This is a genomic window from Microbacterium sp. Au-Mic1 (assembly GCF_021341785.1).
GTDB lineage: Bacteria > Actinomycetota > Actinomycetes > Actinomycetales > Microbacteriaceae > Microbacterium.
This window is the reverse complement of the sequence record NZ_JAJTTF010000003.1, coordinates 266,981-290,644: the sequence shown is the minus strand read 5'-3', so window position 1 is coordinate 290,644 and position 23,664 is coordinate 266,981. Positions and strand designations below refer to the sequence as shown.

The 23,664-nt window shown below is 71.4% G+C and carries 19 protein-coding genes; 11 read left to right on the top strand and 8 right to left on the bottom strand.

The window, feature by feature from the left end; all coding sequences use genetic code 11:
* Window positions 1-105 precede the first annotated feature (105 nt).
* The 5 genes from LXM50_RS05905 to gabT form a co-directional block, all read right to left on the bottom strand.
* Entirely contained in the window at window positions 106-1,467 is a 1,362-nt protein-coding gene (locus tag LXM50_RS05905; RefSeq protein WP_233310381.1) for an NAD-dependent succinate-semialdehyde dehydrogenase, read from the bottom strand.
* A gap of 88 nt (window positions 1,468-1,555) precedes the next feature.
* On the bottom strand, window positions 1,556-3,019 hold the full coding sequence (locus LXM50_RS05900; RefSeq protein WP_233310380.1) for an NAD-dependent succinate-semialdehyde dehydrogenase: 1,464 nt from the start codon (window positions 3,017-3,019) through the stop codon (window positions 1,556-1,558).
* Between the two features lie 56 nt (window positions 3,020-3,075).
* A complete protein-coding gene (locus LXM50_RS05895) occupies window positions 3,076-3,966 on the bottom strand; it encodes a universal stress protein (protein WP_233310379.1) in 891 nt (296 codons plus the stop codon).
* Window positions 3,966-5,384, bottom strand: coding sequence for an NAD(P)/FAD-dependent oxidoreductase (locus LXM50_RS05890; protein ID WP_233310378.1), 1,419 nt, complete (start codon window positions 5,382-5,384; stop codon window positions 3,966-3,968). The genes LXM50_RS05895 and LXM50_RS05890 overlap by 1 nt, the downstream gene beginning before the upstream one ends.
* Window positions 5,385-5,508: 124 nt before the next feature.
* Entirely contained in the window at window positions 5,509-6,882 is a 1,374-nt protein-coding gene (gene gabT / locus LXM50_RS05885) for a 4-aminobutyrate--2-oxoglutarate transaminase (protein WP_233310377.1), read from the bottom strand.
* 113 nt (window positions 6,883-6,995) lie between these two features.
* On the opposite strand from gabT, the gene LXM50_RS05880 reads away from it, so the two are divergent.
* Window positions 6,996-8,489 carry a PucR family transcriptional regulator gene (locus tag LXM50_RS05880; RefSeq protein ID WP_233310376.1) on the top strand — a complete coding sequence of 498 codons (1,494 nt, stop codon included), beginning with the start codon at window positions 6,996-6,998 and terminating at the stop codon, window positions 8,487-8,489.
* A 97-nt stretch (window positions 8,490-8,586) separates the two neighbouring features.
* Here the strand turns inward: LXM50_RS05880 and LXM50_RS05875 are convergent, their stop codons facing one another.
* Window positions 8,587-9,285: an MBL fold metallo-hydrolase gene (locus LXM50_RS05875; protein WP_233310375.1), complete on the bottom strand. Its 699-nt coding sequence runs from the start codon at window positions 9,283-9,285 to the stop codon at window positions 8,587-8,589.
* A 95-nt stretch (window positions 9,286-9,380) separates the two neighbouring features.
* Between LXM50_RS05875 and LXM50_RS05870 the strand changes: the two genes are divergently transcribed.
* From LXM50_RS05870 to phoA, 3 genes are all read left to right on the top strand, one after another.
* The gene (locus LXM50_RS05870; protein WP_233310374.1) at window positions 9,381-9,944 is read left to right on the top strand and encodes a TetR/AcrR family transcriptional regulator; all 564 of its coding nucleotides are present in this window, start codon (window positions 9,381-9,383) and stop codon (window positions 9,942-9,944) included.
* Between the two features lie 100 nt (window positions 9,945-10,044).
* Window positions 10,045-10,704, top strand: coding sequence for an amino acid deaminase (locus tag LXM50_RS05865; protein WP_233310373.1), 660 nt, complete (start codon window positions 10,045-10,047; stop codon window positions 10,702-10,704).
* Window positions 10,705-10,891: 187 nt separating this feature from the next.
* On the top strand, window positions 10,892-12,778 hold the full coding sequence (gene phoA / locus LXM50_RS05860) for an alkaline phosphatase (RefSeq protein ID WP_233310372.1): 1,887 nt from the start codon (window positions 10,892-10,894) through the stop codon (window positions 12,776-12,778).
* 161 nt (window positions 12,779-12,939) lie between these two features.
* Here phoA and LXM50_RS05855 read toward each other — a convergent pair whose 3' ends face one another.
* Window positions 12,940-14,391 carry a helix-turn-helix domain-containing protein gene (locus tag LXM50_RS05855; RefSeq protein WP_233310371.1) on the bottom strand — a complete coding sequence of 484 codons (1,452 nt, stop codon included), beginning with the start codon at window positions 14,389-14,391 and terminating at the stop codon, window positions 12,940-12,942.
* 144 nt (window positions 14,392-14,535) lie between these two features.
* On the opposite strand from LXM50_RS05855, the gene aceB reads away from it, so the two are divergent.
* The 6 genes from aceB to LXM50_RS05825 all read left to right on the top strand — a co-directional run bounded on the left by aceB (window position 14,536) and on the right by LXM50_RS05825 (window position 21,705).
* Entirely contained in the window at window positions 14,536-16,206 is a 1,671-nt protein-coding gene (gene aceB / locus LXM50_RS05850; RefSeq protein WP_233310370.1) for a malate synthase A, read from the top strand.
* 44 nt (window positions 16,207-16,250) lie between these two features.
* Window positions 16,251-17,846 carry an isocitrate lyase gene (locus tag LXM50_RS05845; RefSeq protein WP_233310369.1) on the top strand — a complete coding sequence of 532 codons (1,596 nt, stop codon included), beginning with the start codon at window positions 16,251-16,253 and terminating at the stop codon, window positions 17,844-17,846.
* A gap of 157 nt (window positions 17,847-18,003) precedes the next feature.
* The gene (gene rraA / locus LXM50_RS05840; protein WP_233310368.1) at window positions 18,004-18,468 is read left to right on the top strand and encodes a ribonuclease E activity regulator RraA; all 465 of its coding nucleotides are present in this window, start codon (window positions 18,004-18,006) and stop codon (window positions 18,466-18,468) included.
* Between the two features lie 87 nt (window positions 18,469-18,555).
* Complete coding sequence (locus LXM50_RS05835; RefSeq protein WP_233310367.1) at window positions 18,556-19,320, top strand: hypothetical protein; 765 nt, start codon at window positions 18,556-18,558, stop codon at window positions 19,318-19,320.
* A complete protein-coding gene (locus LXM50_RS05830; protein WP_233310366.1) occupies window positions 19,320-20,927 on the top strand; it encodes an HD domain-containing phosphohydrolase in 1,608 nt (535 codons plus the stop codon). Before LXM50_RS05835 ends, LXM50_RS05830 begins: the two co-directional genes overlap by 1 nt.
* Window positions 20,928-20,949: 22 nt before the next feature.
* Window positions 20,950-21,705: an isoprenylcysteine carboxylmethyltransferase family protein gene (locus LXM50_RS05825; RefSeq protein WP_233310365.1), complete on the top strand. Its 756-nt coding sequence runs from the start codon at window positions 20,950-20,952 to the stop codon at window positions 21,703-21,705.
* On the opposite strand, the gene LXM50_RS05820 is transcribed toward LXM50_RS05825, so the two are convergent.
* Complete coding sequence (locus tag LXM50_RS05820; protein ID WP_233310364.1) at window positions 21,692-22,162, bottom strand: Lrp/AsnC family transcriptional regulator; 471 nt, start codon at window positions 22,160-22,162, stop codon at window positions 21,692-21,694. The genes LXM50_RS05825 and LXM50_RS05820 overlap by 14 nt on opposite strands.
* Window positions 22,163-22,322: 160 nt before the next feature.
* On the opposite strand from LXM50_RS05820, the gene kynU reads away from it, so the two are divergent.
* Window positions 22,323-23,591: a kynureninase gene (gene kynU / locus LXM50_RS05815; protein ID WP_233310363.1), complete on the top strand. Its 1,269-nt coding sequence runs from the start codon at window positions 22,323-22,325 to the stop codon at window positions 23,589-23,591.
* Window positions 23,592-23,664 lie beyond the last annotated feature (73 nt).

Below are 23,664 nucleotides of genomic sequence, written 5' to 3'. Positions count from 1 at the left end.
TGCATAGCGGGCCGGGCACGACGAAGGGGCGGGCGCCGCAGGATGTGCGACGCCCGCCCCTTCTCTCCCGCTGAGTGCGGCGGGACGCTATCCGAGTTGCCGGGCTCAGGCCACGCGGACGAGCTTCTTGTTCACGAACTCGTCGGCCGCGAGCAGCCCCAGCTCGCGCGAGGTGCCGCTGCGCTTCACGCCGCCGAACGGGAGCTCCGGGCTGTCCGCCAGCACGACGTTGACGTAGACCATGCCGGCGTCGATGCCGTTCGCCACGCGCTCGGCCTGGGCGTCGTCGGTGGTGAACACGTAGGAGCCGAGACCGAACGAGGTGTCGTTCGCCAGGGCGACCGCCGCGTCCTCGTCCGCGACGCGGTAGACGACCGCGGCGGGGCCGAACAGCTCCTGGCGGTACACGTCCATCTCGGGCGTGACGTCGGCGAGCAGGGTCGGCGTGTAGAACGCGCCCTCGCGGGTGCCGCCGGTGAGCAGCGTCGCGCCCTGCGCGACGGCGGTGTCGACCTGGTTCTGCAGGTTGATCGCCGCCGCCTCCGAGACGAGCGGGCCGAGCACGGTGTCCTCCTGCGTCGGGTCGCCCGGCGTGACCGCCGACAGCGCGGCGACGGCCTTCTCCACGAACGCGTCGTAGAGGCCGTCGACGACGATGAAGCGCTTGGCGCCGTTGCAGGCCTGGCCGTTGTTGTCCAGACGCGCGTCGACGGCGGCCTGCACGGTCGCGTCGAGGTCGTCGGTCGACAGCAGGATGAACGGGTCGGATCCGCCGAGCTCGAGCGCGACCTTCTTCAGGTTGCGGCCGGCGTTCTCCGCGACGGCCGCACCGGCGCGCTCGGATCCGGTCACGGACACGCCCTGCACGCGCGGGTCGGCGACGATGGTGGCCGCCTGCTCGATCGACGCGTAGACGTTGACGTAGCCGCCGTCGGGGAGCCCGGCCTCCTCGTAGATCTTCTCGAGCAGGGCCGACGACTCCGGGCACTGCTCGGAGTGCTTCAACACGATCGTGTTGCCGACCGCGAGGTTCGGACCGGCGAACCGCGCGACCTGATAGGCCGGGAAGTTCCACGGCATGATGCCGAAGAGCACACCGAGCGGGGCCTTGCGGATGACCGCCGTGCCGTCGCCCAGGATGTCCAGGGGCTGGTCGGCGTTGATCTTCTCGGCGTTGTCCGCGTAGAACTCGATGATGTCGGCGGCGAAGTCGACCTCACCGACGGCGGCGGCGAGGGGCTTGCCCATCTCGCGCGTGATGATGGCGGCGAGCTCGTCGCGGTGGGCGCGGTGGCCCTCGGCGATGCGGCGGATCACGGCCGCGCGGTCGGCGACGGAGGTGCGCCCCCAGACCGCCGCGGCGCTGTGCGCACGCGCGACCGCGTCCTCGATCTGCGCGTCGGTGAAGGTCTCGTAGGTGGCGACGGTCTCTCCCGTTGCCGGGTTGACGACGGCGTAATCGGTCATGTCGATCCTTTCGGTGTCACATCATTGTGGAAGATTTCGGCGGGCTCGGGATCCGCTGCGGCGACCCCGAGCCCGCCTCTGCCGGTGTTCAGTCGACGGGGATCAGCGTGTACTTGGTGGAGAGGTACTCGTGGATGCCCTCGAAGCCGCCCTCGCGGCCGACGCCGGACTGCTTGACGCCACCGAAGGGGGCGGCCGCGTTGGAGACGACGCCCACGTTCAGACCCATCATGCCCGTCTCGAGCGCGTCGATCATCCGGTGCCCGCGAGCCAGGTCCTGCGTGAACACGTAGGAGACCAGGCCGTACTCGGTGTCGTTCGCGAGGCGCACGGCCTCGGCCTCGTCGGCGAAGGTCGCGATCGCGAGCACCGGGCCGAAGATCTCCTCGCGGAGGATCTCGCTGCCGGCCTGCACGTTCGCGAGGACGGTGGGCTCGTAGAAGGATCCGACGCCCTCCAGCGCCTTGCCGCCCGAGAGCAGCGTCGCGCCGCGCTCGACGGCGTCGCCGACGAGCTCGATGGCCTTGGCGACCGCGTCGTGGTCGATCAGGGGGCCGATCGAGACGCCGTCCTCGGTGCCGCGGCCGATCTTCATCGCGTTCACGCGCTCGGTGATGCGGCGGGCGAACTCGTCCGCGACGTCCTGGTGCACGATGAACCGGTTCGCGGCGGTGCACGCCTGACCGATGTTGCGGAACTTCGCCGCGAGGGCGCCCTCGACGGCCTTGTCCAGATCCGCGTCCTCGAAGACCACGAACGGGGCGTTGCCGCCGAGCTCCATCGACACGCGCAGCACGCCCTCCGCCGCCTGGGCGATGAGCTTGCGGCCGACCTCGGTGGATCCGGTGAACGACAGCTTGCGCAGACGCGGGTCGGCGATGATCGGCGCCGACAGCGCGGACGAGCGCGAGGTCTGCACGACGTTCACGACGCCGGCGGGCAGGCCGGCCTCCTCGAGCAGCTTCACGAAGTACATCGTGGTGAGCGGAGTCAGTGCCGGCGGCTTGATGACCACGGTGCAGCCGGCGGCGAGCGCGGGCGCGATCTTGCGGGTGGCCATCGCGAACGGGAAGTTCCACGGCGTGACGAAGAACGACGGACCCACGGGGCGCTGGGAGACGACCATGCGGCCGGTGCCCTCGGGGTTCAGGCCGTAGCGGCCGGAGATGCGCACCGCCTCCTCGCTGAACCAGCGCAGGAACTCGCCGCCGTAGACGACCTCGCCACGGGCCTCGGCCAGCGGCTTGCCCATCTCGACGGTCATGAGCAGCGCCAGGTCCTCCTTGTGCTCCTGCACGAGGTCGAACGCGCGGCGCAGGATGTCGCTGCGCGTGCGCGGCGGGGTCGCGGCCCAGGAGTCCTGGGCGGCGACGGCGGCGTCCAGCGCCCGCATGCCGTCCGCGGGCGAGGCGTCGGCGATCGTGCGCACGACGTCGTTGGTGGCGGGGTCGTGCACGTCGAAGGTCTTATCGCCCTCGGCGGCAACCCACTCGCCTGCGATGTAGAGCCCGGTGGGCACGCTCTCCAGCAGGGTCTTCTCCAGATCGGTCATGCGATCCTCCTTCTCAGATGCTTCGATTCTCATGCAATCGTGTGGTGGGGGTCCGGTCAGGACCCAGAGTCTGCGCTGTCGTCCAGGCGTGTGCGCGGTACGACGATCATCGGCACGGGGATGACGTCGAGCATCTTCGCCGCGGTGGAGCCGAGGAACAGCCTCCTCGGCTGCGCGAGCCGACTGGATCCGACCAGGATCAGCTCCCCCGGCAGCCAGGCCAGCCGCGCCACGGCGTCCTCGACCGTGTCGCCCGGTGCGCGCTCGAGCTCGGCGCGCACGCCCGTCGGCAGCTCCATCTCCGCACGGGCGAGCACATCGTCGCCGTGCGCCGTGCTCACCAGGCGGATGGTCTGCGGGTCGAACCCGCGCGGGACGTCGAAGGCGACCAGCGAGATGAGTCGCAGCGTCGCTCCGGTCGCACCGGAAAGAGCGACGGCGGCCTCCAGCAGCGCGTCCGCGCCGGGGCGGTTGCCGATGGCCGCGGTGATCCGCGAGATCGGCGCCTGCACGTCGACGCTGTGGGCGAAGCCGGCGGGAGCCAGTGCCACCGGGATCGGCGAGGAGTGCAGCAGCGCCTGCGCGATGCTGCCCATCCGGTGCAGACCGATGGTGGCGCCGTTCGCCGCGCCGACGACGATCAGAGCCGCCTCGAGCTGTTCGCCTGCGAGCACGAGCGCCTCCGCGAAGGAGTCGTGCACGCGCACGTGCGCGGTGTGCGCGACCTCCGCGGGGATCATCTCCTCCGCGTCGGCGAGCCACTGGCTCGCCTGCCCGTGAGCCGGGCTGTCGCGCTCCGGCTCTGCGCCGGCCGGGTCGCCGTGACCGGGCAGGACGACGAGCACATGCAGGTGCCGACGCGTGGCGCGGGCGAGTCGCACGCCCAGCGCCAGCGCGTCGGAACCGGTCTCCGTCGCCGTGTAGCCGACGACGATGGAGGTGGTCATCAGACCTCGGCCGCCTCGGCCACGGCCAGCTCGGCCGCGTCGATGCCGGCCGCGTCCGCGTCGCCGCGGTCCGCGTCGAGGATCTGGGACGCGGCGAGGCGCCCCATGCGGATCGCGCCGTCGACGTGCTGGTATCCGGCGCCGGCGAGGTCGGAGCAGGCGAAGTGGATGGGGCCGACCGGCGTGCGCAGGTCCTTGCCGTAGCGGTGCAGGCCGCCCATGTCGAAGCTCGCCGCGTACGCGCCGCGGGTCCACTCCTCGGTGCCCCAGTCGCTCTCGTAGTACACGACCGTGTTCTTCGCCTCGGGGCCGTAGTAGTGCGCGAGGGAGTCCAGGATCCGCTCCTTGCGCTCCTCGGCGCTCAGCTCGAACACGTCGTCGGCGTTCTGGTCGCTGACGAAGCCGACCAGCGTGCCGCGCTCATCGCCGTGGTTGGTGTTGTCGTACGCCTCGTGCACGAGCTGGTACGGGCTGAACGCCGTGGCGGACAGGCCCTGCTCGCGCCAGAACGGGCGGTCGTACACGGCGTGCACCTTGATCACGAAGCCCATCGACAGGTGCTGGTGCATCTGGTGCTGGCGACGCGGGAGTGACGGCACGAAGGAGATCCGGTCGTAGAGCACCGGGGCGTGCGCGAGGATCGCGTAGCGGGCGCGCACCGTGAGGGAGTCGGTGGTCGCGGTGACGCCGTTCTCGCCCCACTCGAGGGTGCGCACGGGCTGATTCAGCAGCACGTCGTCGCCGAGGCGCTCGGCGAGCAGCTGAGGCACCTGCTGCAGTCCGCCCACCACGCGCTTGTCGAGGATGAAGTCGGCGTCGACGAGGTTCGAGTACGAGCCGGCGGACGCCGCCATCAGCAGCGACTGCAGCAGCGAGAACGCGTGCGTCGGCTTGGTGAGCATCGCGGATCCGGTCGCGAACGCGAGGTTGCGCACGGCCTCGTCGTCATCGCTCTGCTCGCGCAGCCACGCGTCCCAGGTGATCGAGTCCCACTCGGCAGCCTTCGGGTGCGCGTAGGGGCGGTCCGGGTCGATCTCGGCGACCATGGCGTCGAGGCGCTCGGTGATCTCGGCGATGACCTTCTCGGTCTCCGGGGCGACCGGGAACATCTCGCCCGTGAAACGGTGCAGCGTGCCGTCGGGACCGACGTAGACGCTGTCGCCCTCGCGGTAGCGGCTGAAGGTCTCAAGTCCCAGCTCGTCGATGGTCTCGATCAGCGCGTCCTGGTCGGGCGAGACCCACTGGCCGCCGATCTCGAGCATGGCGCCCTCGATGACGTCCGTCCAGAGCCGGCCGCCGACCCGGTCGCGGGCCTCCAGCACCACGACCGACAAACCCGCCTTGCGCAGTTCGTTCGCGGCGGTGGTGCCAGCGGCGCCCGCTCCCACGATGAGCACGTCACGGGTGATATCGGCCAATTTCGACTCCTTCATCGGTTCCGCACCGTCTGGTGCGCTGTGCAGGTTCCCCTGCGGTTGTCGTACAGAAAAGTTGCCGGGCGCGATCCAGCATCCCCCGATCCCGATCGCGCCCGGACGTCTATCAGGCCCCTGCGGGGTAGGCCGCGAGTGCGGCGGCGATGACGTCGAGACCCTCGTTCAGGAGGTCGTCGCCGATCGTCAGCGGCGGGAGGAAGCGGATCACGTTGCCGAACGTGCCGCAGGTGAGGACGATGACGCCCTGAGCGATCGCGGCCTTGGCGACCGCGCCGGTGAGCGCGGCGTCCGGGGCGCCGGTGGCGGGGTCGACGAACTCGGCGGCGATCATCGCGCCGTGTCCGCGGATGTCACCCAGGCGCGGGTCGGCGGCCTGGATGGCGGCGAGGCGGTCCTTCAGCAGCGTGCCGATCTCGGCGGCGCGCTCCAGCAGGCCCTCGGTCTCGTAGGCGTCGATCGCGGCGAGCGCGGCGGCGCAGGCCACCGGGTTGCCGCCGTAGGTGCCGCCGAGGCCGCCGGAGTGCGAGGCGTCCATGATCTCGGCGCGGCCGGTGACGGCGGCCAGCGGCATGCCGCCGGCGATGCCCTTGGCCGTGGTGATGAGGTCGGGCTCGATGCCGAAGATCTCGCTGGCGAACATCGCGCCGGTGCGGCCGAAGCCGGTCTGCACCTCGTCGGCGATGAAGACGACGCCGTTCGCGCGGCACCACTCGACGATTGCGGGCAGGTAGCCGTCGGCGGGGACGATGAAGCCGCCCTCGCCCTGGATCGGCTCGATGATGACCGCGGCGAGGTTGTCGGCACCGATCTGCTTCTCGAGCTGCAGGATCGTGCGTGCCGCCGCCTCGGCGCCGGACAGGCCGTCGCGGAACGGGTAGGACGCCTGTGCGCGGTAGACCTCAGGGGCGAACGGGCCGAAGCCGCTCTTGTAGGGCATGGCCTTGGCCGTGAGCGCCATGGTCAGGTTGGTGCGGCCGTGGTAGCCGTGGTCGAAGGCGACGACGGCCTGACGACCGGTGTGCTTGCGGGCGATCTTGATCGCGTTCTCGACAGCCTCGGCGCCCGAGTTGAACAGCGCGGTCTTCTTGGCGAAGGCGCCCGGGGTGAGCCGGTTGAGGGCCTCGGCCACCTCCACGTAGGACTCGTACGGGGAGATCATGAAGCAGGTGTGGGTGAACTGCGCGGCCTGCGCGGTGATGGCTGCGGCGACCTTCGGGTGCGCGCTGCCGACCGTGGTCACGGCGATGCCGGAGCCCAGGTCGATGAGCGAGTTGCCGTCGGCGTCGACGACGACACCGCCGCCTGCGGCGACCGCGGCGACCGGCACGGTGTGGCCCACGCCGGCGGGCACGGCCGAAGCCTTGCGGGCGAGGATCTCGGCCGAGCGCGGGCCGGGGAGCTCCGTGACGAGGCGGCGCTCCTGGGGAAGGGAGGGTCCGCCGAGGGGAAGGGTGTCAGCCTGCGCGTCGATGGTGGTCATGGCGTCGAGACTACGGAGGCGACCGCTCGAGAGCATTCGCCGTGGCGTACAATCTGGATCACGATTTCGCCGATTCGGCCACACTTCGATCGACTCCCGAAGGAGCATCGCCCATGGACCAGCAGCCCACGCTGCGCACCCTGCTCGGCCGCCGCGACCTGCATCTGCGCCTGGTCGGATCCGAGACAGCGCTGCCCGCCGGATCCCTCGACCGTCCCCTCCGCTGGGTGCACAACTCCGATCTGACCGACCCCACGCCCTTCCTCGCCGAAGACCTCGCCCTGCTCACCACGGGCACCCAGTTCGCCGACGACGACCCCGCGGGCACGCACGCCTACGTGCAGCGACTCGTCGATCGCGGCGTGGTGGCGCTGGGGTTCGGCACCGAGGTGCACCGCAGCGGCATACCGGCCGACCTGTCCGCCGCCTGCGCCGAGACGGGGCTGCCGCTGATCGAGGTGCCCTACGGCACGCCGTTCATCGCCGTCGCGAGGGCGCATTCCGAGGCGATCGCCGCACAGGCCTACGCCCGGCGCACCTGGGCGTTGGAGACCCAGCGCGCACTGTCGGTCGCGGCCCTCCGTCCGCACGGGCTGGAGTCGACGCTCACCGAGCTGTCGCGACGGCTCGGGTGCCGGGTGGGCATGTACGACGCGGCGGGACAGCTCGTGCACGAGCATCCCGCGGGGGGCGCCTCCCCGGTCGTCGCCGACGCCGCGGCCGACCTCCTCGCCCGCGGCGGATCCGCGAACCGCGTGGTGCAGGACGGCGAGACCTCGCACACCCTGCTCACCGTCGGGCGCGCGGGACACCTGCGCGGGGTCGTCGCGATCGCGAGCGACACCCTGGATCCCGAAACGCGCACCGTAGTGACCTCGGTCATCGCGATGGCCGGGCTGTCGCTCGAACAGAGCGAGCAGCTCGCGCGCAGTCGCCGACGGCTGCACCGGCAGCTGCTCTCCTCCCTCCTCGCGGACGATCCGACCCTGGCCCGACGAGTGCTCGGCGCCCTGCCGCCGGCGCCCGTCGTGGTCGCCGTCGCCGCGGGGCAGCGTCAGGGCACGGTCATCGAATGGTGGGAACGGCAGCGTGGCGACGCCGCCCCGTCCGCGTTCCTCGCCGAGTCCGACGACGGGCTCGTGATGTGCCTCAGCATCGCCGATGCGGGGGTGCTGGACGAGGTCGCCGCCCGCACAGAGGTGCGCATCGGCGTCTCGGCGCCCGAGGAGTACAGCGGATTCTCCCGCGCGCACGCACAGGCGCTCACCGCGCTGCGCCGGGGATCCGAGGGCGTGACCCACTATGCGGACAGTGCGGAGTCGAGCGTGCTCGCCGCGTTCGCGACGGACGAGGCGCGGCTGATCGCGGAGTCCCTGCTGGCTCCGCTCCGCCAGCACGACGCGCAGGAGGGGGCGGAGCTGGAGCGATCGCTGCGGGTGTGGCTCGAGCACGACACGCGGCTGGAGCCCGCCGCGGCCGCCCTGGGGGTGCACCGCCACACGCTGCGCACCCGGATCTCCCAGGCGGCGTCGATCCTCGGCGCGGACCTCGGATCCTTCCCTGCCCGCGCCGAGCTCTGGGCCGCTCTGCGCACGGCCGGCGACTGACGCGAGCCGGATCCGCGCACGGCCGGATCCGCGCGACCCGAACGACGCGGCGGCGGCCTGCGCATGGCGACGGCGGCAGGCATCCGCGGCGCGCCGCTCAGCGCGTGCGTGCCGCGATCATCTCGGCCGCGGTCCCATGGAACATCGGCCCGTGCCCGACCACGATCGTGCGCTCGGGCAGGGCGCTGAGGCGTTCGAGGCTCTCCGGCGTCTGCTCGGGCGCGTCACTGAACGGGCCGAGCTGCACGTCGGTGGATCCGTTCAGCACATGCCGGGTGGTGAGGGCGTCGCCGACGAAGATCGCGTCGACCGCGGGAATGCGAATGGCGACGGATCCGGGCGAGTGCCCCGGCAGGCCGATGATCTCGGGCGCCCCCGGCAGGTCCAGCACGTCGCCGTCCCGCATCGTGCGCACGGCGCCGAGGTGCTTCGTGCGCAGGCCGCCGCGGCGCAGCGCGGCGGCGAAGAACTGCAGAGCCGGTCCCAGCTTCATGGCACCGCCGGAAGCGCCGGGCGCCTTCTCCCCCTGCGCGCGACCCGCGTCGGCCTCGTGCACGTAGGTCGGCACGTCGTACTCCGTGCGGAGCCATTCCGCGATGCCGATGTGGTCGCTGTCGCCGTGGGTGAGCACGACGCCGCGGATGTCCTCGGGGCGGCGGCCCACTGCGGCGAGCGCCTGCTGCAGGATCCGCCGGTCGCCCGGCAGGCCCGCGTCGATCAGGGTGATGCCCTCGTCTGCGACGACGGCATGCATGGCGACGATGTCGTCGCCGATCCGGATGAGCTCTGCGTTCATGATGGCTACGTTATATAGCTATCATGGCTACTGTCAATAGCCTTATGATCGAGAGGCGCCCCCCGCCTGTGCGGGTCGGCGCAGAGGAGGACCCGATGCCCGCACCGCAACGCGTCACCCGTGCGGCGCTCACCGCCGCCGCACGGACCGTCGCCGAGGACGAGGGTGTCGACGCCGTGACGATCAGCGCGGTCGCCGCCGCCGTCGGGGTGCGTCCGCCCAGCCTGTACAAGCACGTCGCGCACCGGCACGATCTGCTGCGGCTGATCGCCGACGACGCCGCCCGCGAGCTCGACGAGGACGTCGCGGCCCTGACCGGATCCACGACCGATCCCGCGGCGTCGCTCGCCGCGATCGCCCGCGCCTTCCGCGCGTTCAGCATCCGCTCCCCCCGCGCCGCCTCCCTGCTGTTCGCGGGCGCCGCGCTCAGCGCCGAGCCGCAGTCCGACGGCATGATCGCACTCACCGGGACGCTGCTCGACGCGGTACGCGACGCGACGCCGGGCGACCCGCTCCCCGCGGCGCGCACGCTGACGGCGTGGGCGCACGGCTTCTGCACCATGGAACAGGCCGGGGCGTTCCAGCTCGGCGGCGACGTGGACGAGGCCTTCGAGTTCGGCCTGACCACGCTCGTGCACGCCCTCACCACGCGCCGCTGAAGGCTGCCCCGCGACGGGGCCCGGCTCCGTCCGCGACCTCGGCCCGGCCTCCGCCCAGTGACCTCTGCCCCACCCGCACGCACCGGCGTAGGGTGGCGGCATGGGACGCGTCGAGGAGCTGGAACAGACTGCGGCCGCCGCCTCGGAGTCCGCCGGCGGGACCGCCGCCGAGGCGCTCACGGCGCTCGACTGGCTCACCGCGTCGGTCGACGCGGACCGCACCGCCGGGCTCTTCGGCCGTTGGGGCCTGGCGACCGCGATCGACGCACGGACGGGCGAGGACCTCCTCGCGCAGCCGCTGTTCGACGCACTGCACGACCGAGCGGGACTGTCGGCGACCTGGCCGATCGGCAACGCCGGACTGCTGCAGACCTACGGGGCGCTACTCGCCCCCGGGGGCGCCGAAGGCCGGAACCGGGAGCACTGGCTCGGCGACGGTCTGGCGACCGGGCTGGGTCTCGACCATGGGCACTTCATCCCGTGGGAGGGATCCGGCACTCTGCTCGCCCGAGCCACGGAGGCCGCGTCCGTGCTGATCGCCTCGGGCGGGGAGTTCTCCTGGTACTCGCTCGCCGAGGGCAGGGCCACCCGCGCCGTGCTGAGCCACGAGCACGACGGATCCCGCGCGCTCGCCTACGCGGTAGCGCCGGCGCCGGGCACCTCTCCGCTCCTGATCGCCCTGCTCCCCGTGACGCAGGCCGAGCCGGTCCGCCGAGACCTCGACGATGCCGCGTCGCGTCTGCGCTGGAACGCCGCCTGACCCACCACGGCATCGGATCCGGATCCGGCACGTCCAGCCCTCTCATAGTCGTCACTCAGCGGATTCATCGATCGGTCACCCGGACGTCACTCGCCGTACCCCCTGCGCTGATGGGCTGGACGAGCTCGGGCTCGGCGAGCGCATGCGCATGCCCCGGGCCGTCCCCGCTCCCCAGAGGAAGACAGCCATGACCGCCAGAACCATGATCGCGCGCTCCGCGCTCGCGCTCGCCCTCGTCGCCGGCGCCGCGCTGGCCGCGCCCGCCGCCTACGCGGCCGCACCCGTCGACCCGTCCGCCCCGGGCGGCGCCACCCGCAATGACGGCGACCAGACGGCAGCGCTGCGGGACGCGATCGTCGACGGCCCCGCCAAGAACGTGATCCTCCTCATCGGCGACGGCATGGGCGACTCCGAGATCACGGTCGCCCGCGACTACCAGTACGGCGCCGGCGGTCGCCTGCCCGGCATCGACGCGTTGCCGCTGACCGGCTCGTACACGACCTACTCGCTCGACAGGAAGACCGGCGCGACCGACTACGTGCCGGACTCCGCCGCGACTGGCACCGCCTGGGCCACGGGCGCCAAGTCGTACGACGGCGCGATCTCGGTCGACATCCACGGCGCGGCGCACGACACGCTGCTCGAGCTCGCGAAGGCGAACGGACTGAAGACCGGCAACGTGTCGACCGCCGAGCTGCAGGACGCCACCCCCGCCGTGCAGGCCGCGCACGTGGACGGCCGCAAGTGCTACGGCCCGGACTCGGTCAAGGAGTGCGGCCGCGACCTGCTCGAGAACGGCGGCCGCGGATCCATCAGCGAGCAGTTCCTGGACACCCGCGCAGACCTGACTCTGGGCGGCGGCTCCGCCTCGTTCGGTCAGACCGCGAAGGCAGGCGCCTGGACCGGGGCGACGCTCTTCAATCAGGCCACGACCCGCGGATACCAGCTGGCCGGCACCGCCGACGAGCTCGCCGCGATCACGGCGGCCGACCAGGCCCACCCCGTGCTCGGCACGTTCACCAAGGGCAACTTCCCGACCCGCTTCGCCCCGACGATCGCCACGGTCGGTGGCGCGAGCGCGGCACCCGTCACCTGCACGGAGAACCCGAACCGGCTGCCGTCCTCGCTGTCACTCGGCGCGCTGACGAAGAAGTCGATCGACCTGCTCAAGGGCGACAAGGGCTTCTTCCTGCAGGTCGAGGGCGCTTCGATCGACAAGCAGGACCACGCCGCCGACGCGTGCGGCCAGATCGGCGAGACCATCGACCTCGACGAGGCCGTGCAAGCCGCCCTCGAGTTCGCCAAGGCCGACGGAAACACCCTGGTGATCGTCGCCGCCGACCACGCGCACAGCTCGCAGCTCGTGGACAGCACCCCGCCGACCTCGCTGTCGATTGCCCTGAAGACCACCGAGGGCTCGACGATGAAGGTGTCGTACGGCACGTCCGGTGCGGGTGAGTCGCAGCAGCACACCGGATCCCAGGTGCGCATCGCCGGCTACGGTCCGGGCGCCGCGAACGTCGTCGGGCTGACCGACCAGACCGACAACTTCTTCACGATCGCGAGCGCGCTGCAGCTCAATCGCGACCTCGTCGCGCTCTCCGCCGGAGCGACGCTCTCGGCTCCCGAGAAGGTCGCCCCCGGCGGAACACTGACCGTGACCGCGGCCGGGCTCGGCGGCGACCGCCAGGTGAACGGATCCCTCTCGGCATCCGCTTCGTCCGCTCGCTCCGCCGTCGTCGCCGGGGATGCGATCGGCCGCACCGACGTCATCGACGGCGCCGTCACGCTCCGGCTCACGGCGCCGACCGAGCCCGGCGAATACACCGTCGCGCTGACCGGCGAGCAGACCGGCAAGGCCCTGACCGTCGCTGTCACCGTCGCCGAGGGCGCGCCCACCACCCCGACCTCCTCGCCGAGCCCGACGGCACCGGCCGTCGCGCTGCCGCCGAGCAGCGGCAACGATGGCAGCCTCGCCCTCACCGGCGGCACGATCGGCGCGGCGGCTCTCGTCGCACTCGCGCTGATCGCGGCCGGCCTGCTGCTCGCGCGCGCCCGGGCCCGGCGCGCGTAGGGACGCTCGCGCACGGGGTGGCCGGGCCGACCCCGTGATCAAGCACGCGCGATGACAGGCGGATCCGAGATCGATCCGCCTGTCATCGCGTTCGCCTTCCGGGGCGACCGGGGCCGGAGTACGTGCGCCCGTGACGCTCCCGCCCCGGCGGTCGAGCGAGCCTACGCCGGGGCGTGCGCCTCCAGGAACTCGTACACGTCCGTCGTGTCGACGCCGGGGAACGCGCCCGTGGGCAGGGTCGCCAGCAAGGTGCGCGGGGTGCGCACATTCGGCCAGGACTGCTCGCGCCAGCGCGCCTCGAGATCGGCGGGCGCGCGCCGACAGCACACCTCGACCGAATGCTTCGAGACGCCGCGGTTGGGCGTCTCGCGCCCGATGAACCACTTCGTGTCATCGAAGCGCACGCCCACGCTCACCGAGTGCAGGCCCTCGCTCGACGGCTCCACGCGGGCGGTGCACCAGTACGTGCCGTTGCCGGTGTCGGTGTACTGGTAGTACGGGTTGAAGCGGTCCTCCTCCTCGAACACGACCCGGCTGGTCCACCGCCGGCAGCACATCTGCCCCTCGATGGATCCGAGCCGGTCGGTCGGGAAGTTCACGTCGTCGTTCTCATAGGCCTTCGTGATGGTGCCCGACTCGTGCACCTTGAGGAAGTGCACCGGGATGTCCAGGTGCCGGGTGGCGAGGTTCGTGAACCGGTGCGCGGCGGTCTCGTACGACACCGAGTAGGCGTCGCGGAGGTCCTCGATCGAGATCGCCCGGCGCTCCTTCGCATCCTTCAGCACCGGCACCAGGTGCTCCTCCGGCATCAGCAGCGCGCCGGTGAGGTAGTTCGTCTCCACGCGCTGACGCAGGAACTCGGCGTAGCTGCGCGGCTCGGAGTGGCCGAGGATCCGGCTGGAGAGCGCCTGCAGCACCGCGGTGCGGGCATCGCCCTTCCCCGGCACGCGACTGGACAGGTAGAGCCGCCCATGCGCGAGGTCGGCCACGCTGCGCGTCGACTGCGGGAGATCGGGCGCGTAGTGCAGCGTGAACCCCAGGTGCGCGGCGATGTCGCTCGCGCTGCGCTGCGTCAGCGGCCCGCCCGGGTGGCGCACGGCGGCGAGGATCTCCGCGGCCTTCTTCTCCAGGTCGGCGAAGTGGTTGTCCTGACGGCGCATGAGGTGGCGCAGCTCGACGTTCGCGCGGCGGGCCTCCTCGGGCGTGGCCGCACGCTCGTCACGGAGCTTGTCGATCTCGCCGTGCAGGGCCAGCAGCGCCCGCAGCGCCTCATCCGGCACGGTCTTCGAGATCCGGAACGGGGCGATCCCGAGGGCCTGGAACGTCTGCCCCTTCATGGCGCGCTCGACCGCGATCTCCATGGCGGCGCGCTCGTCGAGGGGCTGCTCGGCGAGGATCTGGTCGATCGTCGTGTCCAGCGCCCGGGCGATCAGCTGCAGCTGGGTGAGCTTGGGCTCGCGCTTGCCGGTCTCGATCATGGACACCTGGCTCGGCGCCCTGTCGATCGCGGTCGCGAGCTGCTCGAGGGTCAGCCCGGCCGCCGTGCGGAGCTGACGGATGCGGCGCCCGATCGTGAGAGCGTCGACCTCTTCTGCCGTGTCTGCGGTGACCATGGCGCCGATTCTGTCACGAAAACAGAAGTCTGACCAAACTTCTACTCCGTTTTGGCCGGATCGGATCCAGATCTTCACTCAGAGTGGTCTCAAGCCACCCCGGCACAGAAGCCGGACCGGATCCACTCACGGAGGAGACAGATCATGACCATTCCCACCGCGTCGCCGACCGCCCCGATCCGGACCGTCGGGGCGGCCGTCTCCGGCACCGAGGGCCCCGCGATCCGCATCACCGGGCCCCTGCACGAGCGCTTCGGCGAGATCCTCACCCCCGCGGCCGTGGCCTTCCTCACCGAGCTGCACCACCGCTTCGGCGGGCGCCGGCACGACCGTCTCGCCGACCGCATGCGCCGTCGCTTCGAGATCGGCAACGGTCACGACCCGCGCTTCCGCGACGACACCCGGCACATCCGCGAGGACGCCGACTGGCGCGTCGCCGGTGCCGGCCCCGGCCTCGAGGACCGCCGCGTCGAGATCACCGGCCCAACCGATCCGAAGATGACCATCAACGCGCTGAACTCCGGCGCGAAGGTGTGGCTGGCCGACCAGGAGGACGCCACGAGTCCCACCTGGCGCAACGTGATCGGCGGTCAGCTGTCGCTGCGCGACGCGATCCGCGGACGCCTGACCCACACCAGCGAGGACGGCAAGGAGTACCGCGTCACGGCGGAGCAGACCCCCACGATCGTGATGCGCCCGCGCGGCTGGCACCTCGTGGAGAAGCACCTCGAGTTCACCGATCGCACCGGACGCCGCATGGATGCCTCGGGCTCCCTGGTGGACTTCGGCCTCTACTTCTTCCACAACGCGCAGGCGCTCATCGAGGCCGGCCGCGGGCCCTACTTCTACATCGCCAAGCTCGAGTCGAGCGAGGAGGCGAAGCTGTGGAACGACGTGTTCACGTTCAGCGAGGAGTACTTCGGGATCCCGCGCGGCACGATCCGCGCGACCGTGCTGATCGAGACGCTGCCCGCCGCCTTCGAGATGGAGGAGATCCTGTTCGAGCTGCGCGAGCACTGCGCGGGCCTGAACGCCGGACGCTGGGACTACATCTTCTCGATCATCAAGAACTACCGCGGTCGGGGCGCCCGGTTCGTCTTGCCGGACCGCAGCGAGGTCACGATGACGGTGCCGTTCATGCGCGCCTACACCGAGCTGCTCGTGCAGACCTGCCACAAGCGCGGCGCCTTCGCGATCGGCGGCATGAGCGCCTTCATCCCCAACCGGCGCGACCCCGAGGTGACCGCCCGGGCCATCGAGAAGGTCGCTGCGGACAAGAAGCGCGAGGCCGGCGACGGTTTCGACGGCACGTGGGTGGCGCACCCCGATCTGATCCCCACCGCGCAGGCGGAGTTCGACGCCGTGCTCGGCGAGCGTCCCAACCAGCTCGACCGGCAGCGCGACGACGTGCAGGTGCGTGCGGAGCAGCTGCTCGACGTGCACATCGGCCGTCCGATCACGGCCTCCGGCGTGCGCGACAACGTCTCCGTGGCGATCCGCTACATCGAGGCGTGGCTGCGCGGCCTGGGCGCCGTCGCGATCGACAACCTCATGGAGGACGCGGCCACGGCCGAGATCAGCCGCTCGCAGGTCTGGCAGTGGATCCACCAGGGCCAGTCCACCCAGGACGGGACCCTCATCACGGCCGAGTACGTCGAGGGGCTGATCGCCGCGGTGCTCGCCGAGACGCCACGGCAGGAGAACGACCGGTTCGAGGACGCCGCCGCGGTGTTCCGCGAGGTGGCGCTGCAGCCCGAGTTCCCGGCGTTCCTGACGCTGCCCGCCTACTCCCGCTTCCTCGTCGAGACCGCCTGACCCCTCGACGCCCGACCCATCGCCCACGAACGAAGGACATCACCATGACTCGCTACCAGGACGACATCGACGCCATCCAGGCCCTGAAGGCGGCGGCCGGCTCCGGATGGAGTGCCATCGACCCCGAGTCCGCTGCCCGCATGCGCGCGCAGAACCGCTTCCGCACCGGACTCGAGATCGCGCAGTACACGGCCGACATCATGCGCCGCGACATGGCGGAGTACGACGCCGACTCGTCGCTGTACACCCAGTCGCTCGGCGTCTGGCACGGCTTCATCGGACAGCAGAAGCTCATCTCCATCAAGAAGCACCTGAAGTCCACGAACAAGCGCTACCTCTATCTCTCCGGCTGGATGGTCGCGGCGCTGCGCTCCGAGTTCGGCCCCCTCCCCGATCAGTCGATGCACGAGAAGACGGCGGTTCCGGCGCTGATCGAGGAGCTGTACACCTTCCTGCGTCAGGCGGACGCCCGCGAGCTCGACCTGCTCTTCACGCAGCTCGACGCGGCGCGCGCGGCCGGCGACGAGACCGCGGCGGAGTTCATCCAGTCGCAGATCGACGGCTACGAGACCCACGTCGTCCCGATCATCGCCGACATCGACGCCGGCTTCGGCAACCCCGAGGCGACGTACCTCCTCGCCAAGAAGATGATCGAGGCCGGCGCGTGCGCCATCCAGATCGAGAACCAGGTCTCGGACGAGAAGCAGTGCGGCCACCAGGACGGCAAGGTCACCGTGCCGCACGAGGACTTCATCGCCAAGCTCAACGCGGTCCGCTACGCCTTCCTCGAACTGGGCATCGACAACGGGATCATCGTCGCCCGCACCGACTCCCTGGGCGCGGGACTCACCCAGAAGCTCGCGGTCTCGCAGGAGGCGGGCGACCTCGGCGACCAGTACAACGCGTTCCTCGACGTCGAGGAGATTTCCGAGGCCGAGCTCGGCAACGGCGACGTCGTCATCAAGCGCGACGGCCGGCTGCTGCGCCCCCGCCGGCTCGCGAGCAACCTCTACCAGTTCCGTCCCGGCACCGGGGAGGAGCGGGTCGTGCTGGACTGCATCACGTCCCTGCGCAACGGCGCGGATCTGCTCTGGATCGAGACGGAGAAGCCGCACGTCGAGCAGATCGCCGGCATGGTCGACGCGATCCGAGCGGAGATCCCGAACGCGAAGCTCGTCTACAACAACAGCCCGTCGTTCAACTGGACGCTGAACTTCCGTCAGCAGGTGTACGACCTCCTGGCCGAGCAGGGCGAGGACGTCTCCGGCTACGACCGCGGCGCGCTCATGAGCGTCGAATACGACGACACCGAGCTGGCGCGTCTCGCCGACGAGAAGATCCGCACGTTCCAGCGCGACGGATCCGCCCGAGCCGGCATCTTCCACCACCTCATCACGCTGCCGACCTACCACACGGCCGCGCTGTCGACCGATGACCTCGCGAAGGGCTACTTCGGCGACGAGGGGATGCTCGCCTACGTCAAGGGCGTGCAGCGCCGCGAGATCCGCGGTGGCATCGCCACCGTCAAGCACCAGAACATGGCGGGCTCCGACCTCGGCGACAACCACAAGGAGTACTTCGCCGGCGACGCCGCCCTCAAGGCCGGTGGTCAGCACAACACGATGAACCAGTTCAGCTGACACTCCCCGCGAGGGGTCGTTGAGCGAGGACGCCGAAGGCGACCGAGACGAAACGCGGTGACCTGACAGCCTCGTCGGTCACCGCGTTTCGTCTCGGTCGTCGCTGACGCTCCGTCCTCGCTCAACGGCCCCGGAGAAACATGGAAGGATCCACCGCATGACCTCCACCGCTGACCTCTACGACGAGCACGGCGACGCCCTGCAGTCCCTCGCCCTGCAGCTGCGCGACTTCGGCGGACGCACCGCGTTCGAAGGCCCGATCCGCACGGTGCGCTGCTTCCAGGACAACCAGCTCGTCAAGGACCTCCTCGCCACCCCGGGCGACGGCGCCGTGCTCGTGATCGACGGATCCGGCTCCCTCGGCACCGCGCTCATGGGCGACATGATCGCCGCGAGCGCGGTCGCGAACGGCTGGGCGGGCGTGCTGATCCACGGCGCGATCCGCGACAGCGCGGCGATCGGCCGGCTGCCGCTGGGCGTCAAGGCGCTCGGCACCAACCCGCGCAAGAGCGGCAAGGCGGGCACAGGGCAGGTCGACGTGATGCTGCGGTTCGGCGACGTGGAGTTCTGTCCCGGCGCCCGGCTCTACGCCGACGAGGACGGCGTGCTCGTCGAGCGCTGACCCGTCCCGCGCGGATCGGCGCCACCGGCGCGGAAGTCGGGGCGGATGCCTCATGCGCCGCCGTCCCCGCGGCGCGAAGGTGGATCCATGTCCACCACCAGCACACCGCAGGCCGCCTCCGCCGACGCGACCGAGCACCCTCGCCTCCCCGATGGCGCCGACGAGCGGTTCACCGGATTCGGCGTGCTCGGCCTGGCGTTCCGCGACGGCGACTGTCTCGCGCTGCGGGTGATGACCCGGACGAGCATCGGTCCCGGCTACCGCGCGATCTGGCACCGCACTCCGGAGGGCGCCTGGCACATGTTCGTCACCACGGATCCGGTGTACAGCTGCCCGCGCTACTTCAGCACCGCCGCGACGTTCGAGCGCGTGCCGGAGATCGATCTGAGCTGGACCGATCCTGGCCGACTGCGCGTACGGATCCCCGGCGTGCTGGACTGGGACCTCCGGCTGCGGGCGACGCCGGCGACCCGGACGATGTCGGCGCTCGGCTCCTCCCTTCCTGCGGCCGCACGCAGCAGCGATCCGCTGCTCCGCGCGATGGGACCGATGGCACGGCCGATCCTGCGCACCGGACGGATGCGCATGGCCGGCGCCGCCCCCAACCGTCAGCGCTTCCAGGTCGTCCCCACGCGGCTCTGGCGGGTCGCGGCGAGCACGGCGTCGATACACGGCCGGGATCTCGGCCCGATCGGGGCGCTGGATCGGCAGAGCAGGCTCGGCGACTTCTGGATGCCACAGCACGGGCTGTTCTACATCGGGGACGCGCGGTTCAGCGCCTTCGATCCGGCGGAGCACGCGGCTGTCGGCGTACCCGCGGACGGCCGGCCCGAGGATGCGCGGCCCCGCTGATGTCTCTGGCCCTGCAGGAGCGCGTCGCCGACAATGGATCCGTGGGCGCGACAGCCGGTGCTCCGACCCGGGGCGAGATGATCGCGGCGGTCTCCGTCGCGATCGACCTGGGCCTGGGTCAGCCGGCGGAGCACATGATGCGCGCGGCGCTCCTCGCCGATCGCCTGGCCGCCCGACTGGGCCTGGACGATGCGCAGCGCGGTACCGCCTATCAGGCGACGCTGCTGATGTGGATCGGCTGCACGGCCGACTCGCAGGAGTATGCGCGCTGGTTCGGCAACGACATCGAGGTGCGCAGCGCCTCCTATCTCGTGGACTGGTCGGGACTGCCGTTCCTGCGTTTCCTCGTCGAACACGTCGCGCAGGGGCGCCCCCTCCGTCAGCGTGCCGCGACCCTCGCCGCGCTGATGATCGACGCGCGCGGCAGCCTCGGCACCCTGCTGCACTCGCACTGCCTCTCCGCCGCGCTGCTCGCCGAGCGACTGGGACTCCCCCGTGCGGTGCAGGACGCGGTGTCCGCCGCCTTCGAGCGATACGACGGCCGGGGACTCCCGCGTGCGCTCGCCGGCGAAACGATCCCGCTCGCGATGCGGATCGCCCAGCTCGCCGACACGGTCGAGGTGCATGACCGCCTCGGCGGTGTGGAGGCGGCGGTCCGCATGGCGCGCGAGCGCCGCGGCGGACAGTTCGATCCCGTGGTCGTCGATGCGTTCGTCGCCGACGCCGCAGGGCTGCTCGACATCCCGCACGGATCCGCCGCCTGGGCAGCCGCCCTGGACCGTGCGCCCGATCGGGACGAGGTGCTGCTCGGCGATGAGCTCGATGCGGCCGTCGCCGCGATCGGCGACTTCGCCGACCTGAAGTGCCCGTTCCTGCTGGGGCACTCGCGCGGGGTGGCCGAGATCGTGGCCGCGGCGGCCCGCGAGGTCGGCGTGCCCGTCGACGAGGTCACCGCCCTTCGGCGCGCCGCTCATCTGCACGACATCGGCCGGCTGGGCGTGTCGAACCTGATCTGGTCCAAGCCGGACGCGCTCGACGACGGCGACTGGGAACGGGTGCGCATGCATCCCTACCTCGGCGGCCGCGTGCTCGCGCGTATTCCCGGCCTCACCGCAGAGGCCGCCCTGGTGCGCGCGCATCACGAGCACCTGGACGGCAGCGGCTATCCGGCCGGCGCGCCCGGCACGAGCCTGACCCGGTCCGACCGCCTGCTCGCTGCGGCCGTCGCGTTCCGGGCGGCCACCGAGCCGCGTCCGTACCGCGCCGCGCTCGAGCCGGACGAGGCGATCGCGCGCCTGCACCGGCGCGTGGCCGCCGGGCACCTCGACGGGGAGGCGGTCGCCGCGGTCGCATCCACGGCGACCGGCAACCGCCGCACGCGCACGCCGCGCACCGTCCTCCCCGCCGGACTCACCCCGCGCGAAGCCGAGATCCTCACGCTCGTCGCCCAGGGCCGGAGCAACCGCGAGATCGCCGCGGCTCTGACGCTCAGCGAGAAGACGGTGCGCAACCACGTCGAGCACACCTACGCGAAGATCGGCGTCACGAACCGGGTCGGGGCGAGCCTGTTCGCGATCGACCACGGCTTCGTCGGCCGCTCGGCGTGAGCGATCGCGGATCGGAGATGTCATGACGCGAGTGCTCAGCACGGCCTACGCGGTCGTCGCCTATCTGGCCTTCCTGGTCGTGATCGTCTGGGCGGTCGCGTTCCTCGCCGACGTCGGCCCCGCCACCACCGTCGATCGCGGGCCCGCCACGGCCTGGCCGGTCGCGGCTGCCGTCGACCTCCTGCTGGTGGCCGTGTTCGCGCTGCACCACTCGGTGTTCGCCCGCGCGTCGACCAAACGGCGGTTCGCCCGGGCGCTCCCGGCGCGGGTCGAGCGTGCGACGTACGTGCTCGCGGCCAGCGCGCTGCTGGCGCTCGTGCTGTGGCAGTGGCGCCCGATCCCCGCGGTGATCTGGCACGTGGACGCCGAGCCCTGGCGCACGGCGCTGTGGGCGGTCTGCGCACTCGGCTGGCTCATCGCGATCGGAGCCACGTTCATGATCGACCACCTGGGCTTCGTCGGGCTCCGTCAGGCCGTGTCCGGGCGTCCGCCCGCATCCGCCTTCCAGGCCCGCGGGCTCTACGCGCTCGTGCGGCATCCCCTCATGCTCGGCCTGCTCCTGGCGTTCTGGGTCACGCCGATCATGACCTGGGGACATGCGCTGTTCGCGGCGGCGTTCAGCGGCTACATCGCGATCGGGATCCGGTTCGAGGAGCGCGCTCTGCGTGCGGAGCTGGGCGAGCCCTACGCGCGCTATGCCCGGCGCACGCCCGCGCTCGTGCCGGGGCTGCGTCCGGCCGCATGGCGAGGCAGCGCCTCAGGGATCACGCCGGAATGACCGCAGCGCCGGTGTGGTGCTCGAAGATGATCTGGGTCTGGGTCTGCCCCAGCGCGGGAACGGATCCGAGGTGCGTGCGCAGGAAGTCGCGGAGCCCCGGAACGCTCTCGCAGGCGACGTGGATGACGAGGTCGTGCACACCGCCGATCAGATAGACCCGCTGCACGCCGGGGATCGTGCGCAGTCGGGCCGTGATCGCGGGCACCTGGTCGCGGGCGTCCTCCTTGACGGCCACCATGATGAGCGCCTCGACGCCCGCCCCGACCGCGACCGGGTCGAGTTCGGCGTGGTAGCCGCGGATCACGCCGGCCTCCTCGAGCGCGCGCACGCGGCCGTGGCAGGTCGAGCGCGGAAGGCCGACGCGTGCGGCGAGTTCCTTGTTCGACAGTCGCCCATCGCGGGTCAGCTCGTCCAGAATGCGACGATCCGTCGGCGAGAGCCGGATCCCGTCCGTCATAGGTCCTCCTCCTCCGGCACTGTTCCGATGATCCATCGCGAAAGTACGGGCATCTCGGATATCTGACGGAATCCTAGGCGATTCACCGGATCCTCGTCATCATGGATGCTGACCCCGCATCCCGGCCGCGCGCCGGGTCCACGACCGAGAAGGATTCCCGATGACGGACGCCGCAGCCCCGTTCACCCGCGAGCAGTGCGAGGAAGCCGACCGGAACGACCCGCTGGCCGCCCTGCGCGAGCGCTTCGCCCTCCCCGAGGGGATCGTCTACCTCGACGGCAACTCGCTCGGCGCGCTTCCCCGCGACGCCGTCGCGCGCGCCGCCGACGTCGTCAGCCGCGAGTGGGGCGCCGACCTCATCGGCAGCTGGAACAAGAACCACTGGTTCGCCCTGCCCCTCCGGATCGGGGCGAAGATCGGCCGGCTCATCGGCGGCGGGGCCGGCGAGTGCGTCGCAACCGACACCACCTCGATCAACGTCTTCAAGGCGGTCTCGGCCGCGATCCGGCTCCAGCAGCAGGACGCCCCGGAGCGCCGGGTCATCGTGTCGGAGCGGGAGAACTTCCCGACCGACCTCTACATCGTCGAGGGCCTGATGGCCCTGCTCGACCGCGGATACTCGCTACGGCTGATCGACGCCCCCGAGGACCTCGAGGCGGCGCTCGACGACGACGTCGCCGTGGTGCTGCTCACCCAGGTCAACTACCGCACCGGCTACCTCTGGGACATGGCGGAGGCGACGGGGCGGATCCACGCCGCGGGCGCCCTGGCGGTCTGGGACCTCTGCCACTCGGTGGGCGCGGTGCCCGTGGCCGTCGCCGATGCCGGCGCGGACTTCGCAGTCGGCTGCACCTACAAGTACCTCAACGGCGGGCCCGGTTCGCCCGCGTTCTTCTGGGCCGCCGAACGGCACCTCGACCGGGTCGAGACGCCGCTCACCGGCTGGTGGGGGCACGACCGCCCGTTCGCGATGACCGACTCCTACGCCCCGGCGCAGGGCGGCCGGCGCTTCCTCGTTGGCACCCAGCCGATCCTGTCGATGGCGACCATGGAGGTCGGTCTCGACATGCACCTCGAAGTCGACCAGGAGGCGCTGCGCCGCAAGTCGCTCGCACTGACGTCACTGTTCATCCGGCTCGTCGAGACGCGGCTCGCGCACCATCCACTCACGTTGATCACGCCCCGCGACGACGCGCAGCGTGGCAGCCACGTGTCGTTCCGGCACCCCGAGGGCTACGCGGTGATGAAGGCGCTCATCGCGAACGGCGTGATCGGCGACTACCGCGAGCCCGAGGTGCTGCGGTTCGGAATCACCCCGATGTACCTCGGCCACGCCGACGTCTGGGACGCCGTGGAGATCCTCCGTCGCGTGCTCGACGAGGAGCTGTGGCGCGCCCCCGAGTTCCAGGAGCGCGACGCCGTCACATGACCCGCGGCACGGCCCTGCGTCGACCGTGCGACCACTGCCCCGGATCGACCGGGGACGCGCCTCCCTCGGTGCG

What these genes read in the sequence shown, in the direction of transcription:
- LXM50_RS05905 (WP_233310381.1), bottom strand. Translation starts at nt 1,467, where the DNA reads ATGACCGATTACGCCGTCGTCAACCCGGCAACGGGAGAGACCGTCGCC.
- LXM50_RS05900 (WP_233310380.1), bottom strand. Translation starts at nt 3,019, where the DNA reads ATGACCGATCTGGAGAAGACCCTGCTGGAGAGCGTGCCCACCGGGCTC.
- LXM50_RS05895 (WP_233310379.1), bottom strand. Translation starts at nt 3,966, where the DNA reads ATGACCACCTCCATCGTCGTCGGCTACACGGCGACGGAGACCGGTTCC.
- gabT (WP_233310377.1), bottom strand. Translation starts at nt 6,882, where the DNA reads ATGACCACCATCGACGCGCAGGCTGACACCCTTCCCCTCGGCGGACCC.
- LXM50_RS05880 (WP_233310376.1), top strand. Translation starts at nt 6,996, where the DNA reads ATGGACCAGCAGCCCACGCTGCGCACCCTGCTCGGCCGCCGCGACCTG.
- LXM50_RS05875 (WP_233310375.1), bottom strand. Translation starts at nt 9,285, where the DNA reads ATGAACGCAGAGCTCATCCGGATCGGCGACGACATCGTCGCCATGCAT.
- LXM50_RS05870 (WP_233310374.1), top strand. Translation starts at nt 9,381, where the DNA reads ATGCCCGCACCGCAACGCGTCACCCGTGCGGCGCTCACCGCCGCCGCA.
- LXM50_RS05865 (WP_233310373.1), top strand. Translation starts at nt 10,045, where the DNA reads ATGGGACGCGTCGAGGAGCTGGAACAGACTGCGGCCGCCGCCTCGGAG.
- phoA (WP_233310372.1), top strand. Translation starts at nt 10,892, where the DNA reads ATGACCGCCAGAACCATGATCGCGCGCTCCGCGCTCGCGCTCGCCCTC.
- LXM50_RS05855 (WP_233310371.1), bottom strand. Translation starts at nt 14,391, where the DNA reads ATGGTCACCGCAGACACGGCAGAAGAGGTCGACGCTCTCACGATCGGG.
- aceB (WP_233310370.1), top strand. Translation starts at nt 14,536, where the DNA reads ATGACCATTCCCACCGCGTCGCCGACCGCCCCGATCCGGACCGTCGGG.
- LXM50_RS05845 (WP_233310369.1), top strand. Translation starts at nt 16,251, where the DNA reads ATGACTCGCTACCAGGACGACATCGACGCCATCCAGGCCCTGAAGGCG.
- rraA (WP_233310368.1), top strand. Translation starts at nt 18,004, where the DNA reads ATGACCTCCACCGCTGACCTCTACGACGAGCACGGCGACGCCCTGCAG.
- LXM50_RS05835 (WP_233310367.1), top strand. Translation starts at nt 18,556, where the DNA reads ATGTCCACCACCAGCACACCGCAGGCCGCCTCCGCCGACGCGACCGAG.
- LXM50_RS05830 (WP_233310366.1), top strand. Translation starts at nt 19,320, where the DNA reads ATGTCTCTGGCCCTGCAGGAGCGCGTCGCCGACAATGGATCCGTGGGC.
- LXM50_RS05825 (WP_233310365.1), top strand. Translation starts at nt 20,950, where the DNA reads ATGACGCGAGTGCTCAGCACGGCCTACGCGGTCGTCGCCTATCTGGCC.
- LXM50_RS05820 (WP_233310364.1), bottom strand. Translation starts at nt 22,162, where the DNA reads ATGACGGACGGGATCCGGCTCTCGCCGACGGATCGTCGCATTCTGGAC.
- kynU (WP_233310363.1), top strand. Translation starts at nt 22,323, where the DNA reads ATGACGGACGCCGCAGCCCCGTTCACCCGCGAGCAGTGCGAGGAAGCC.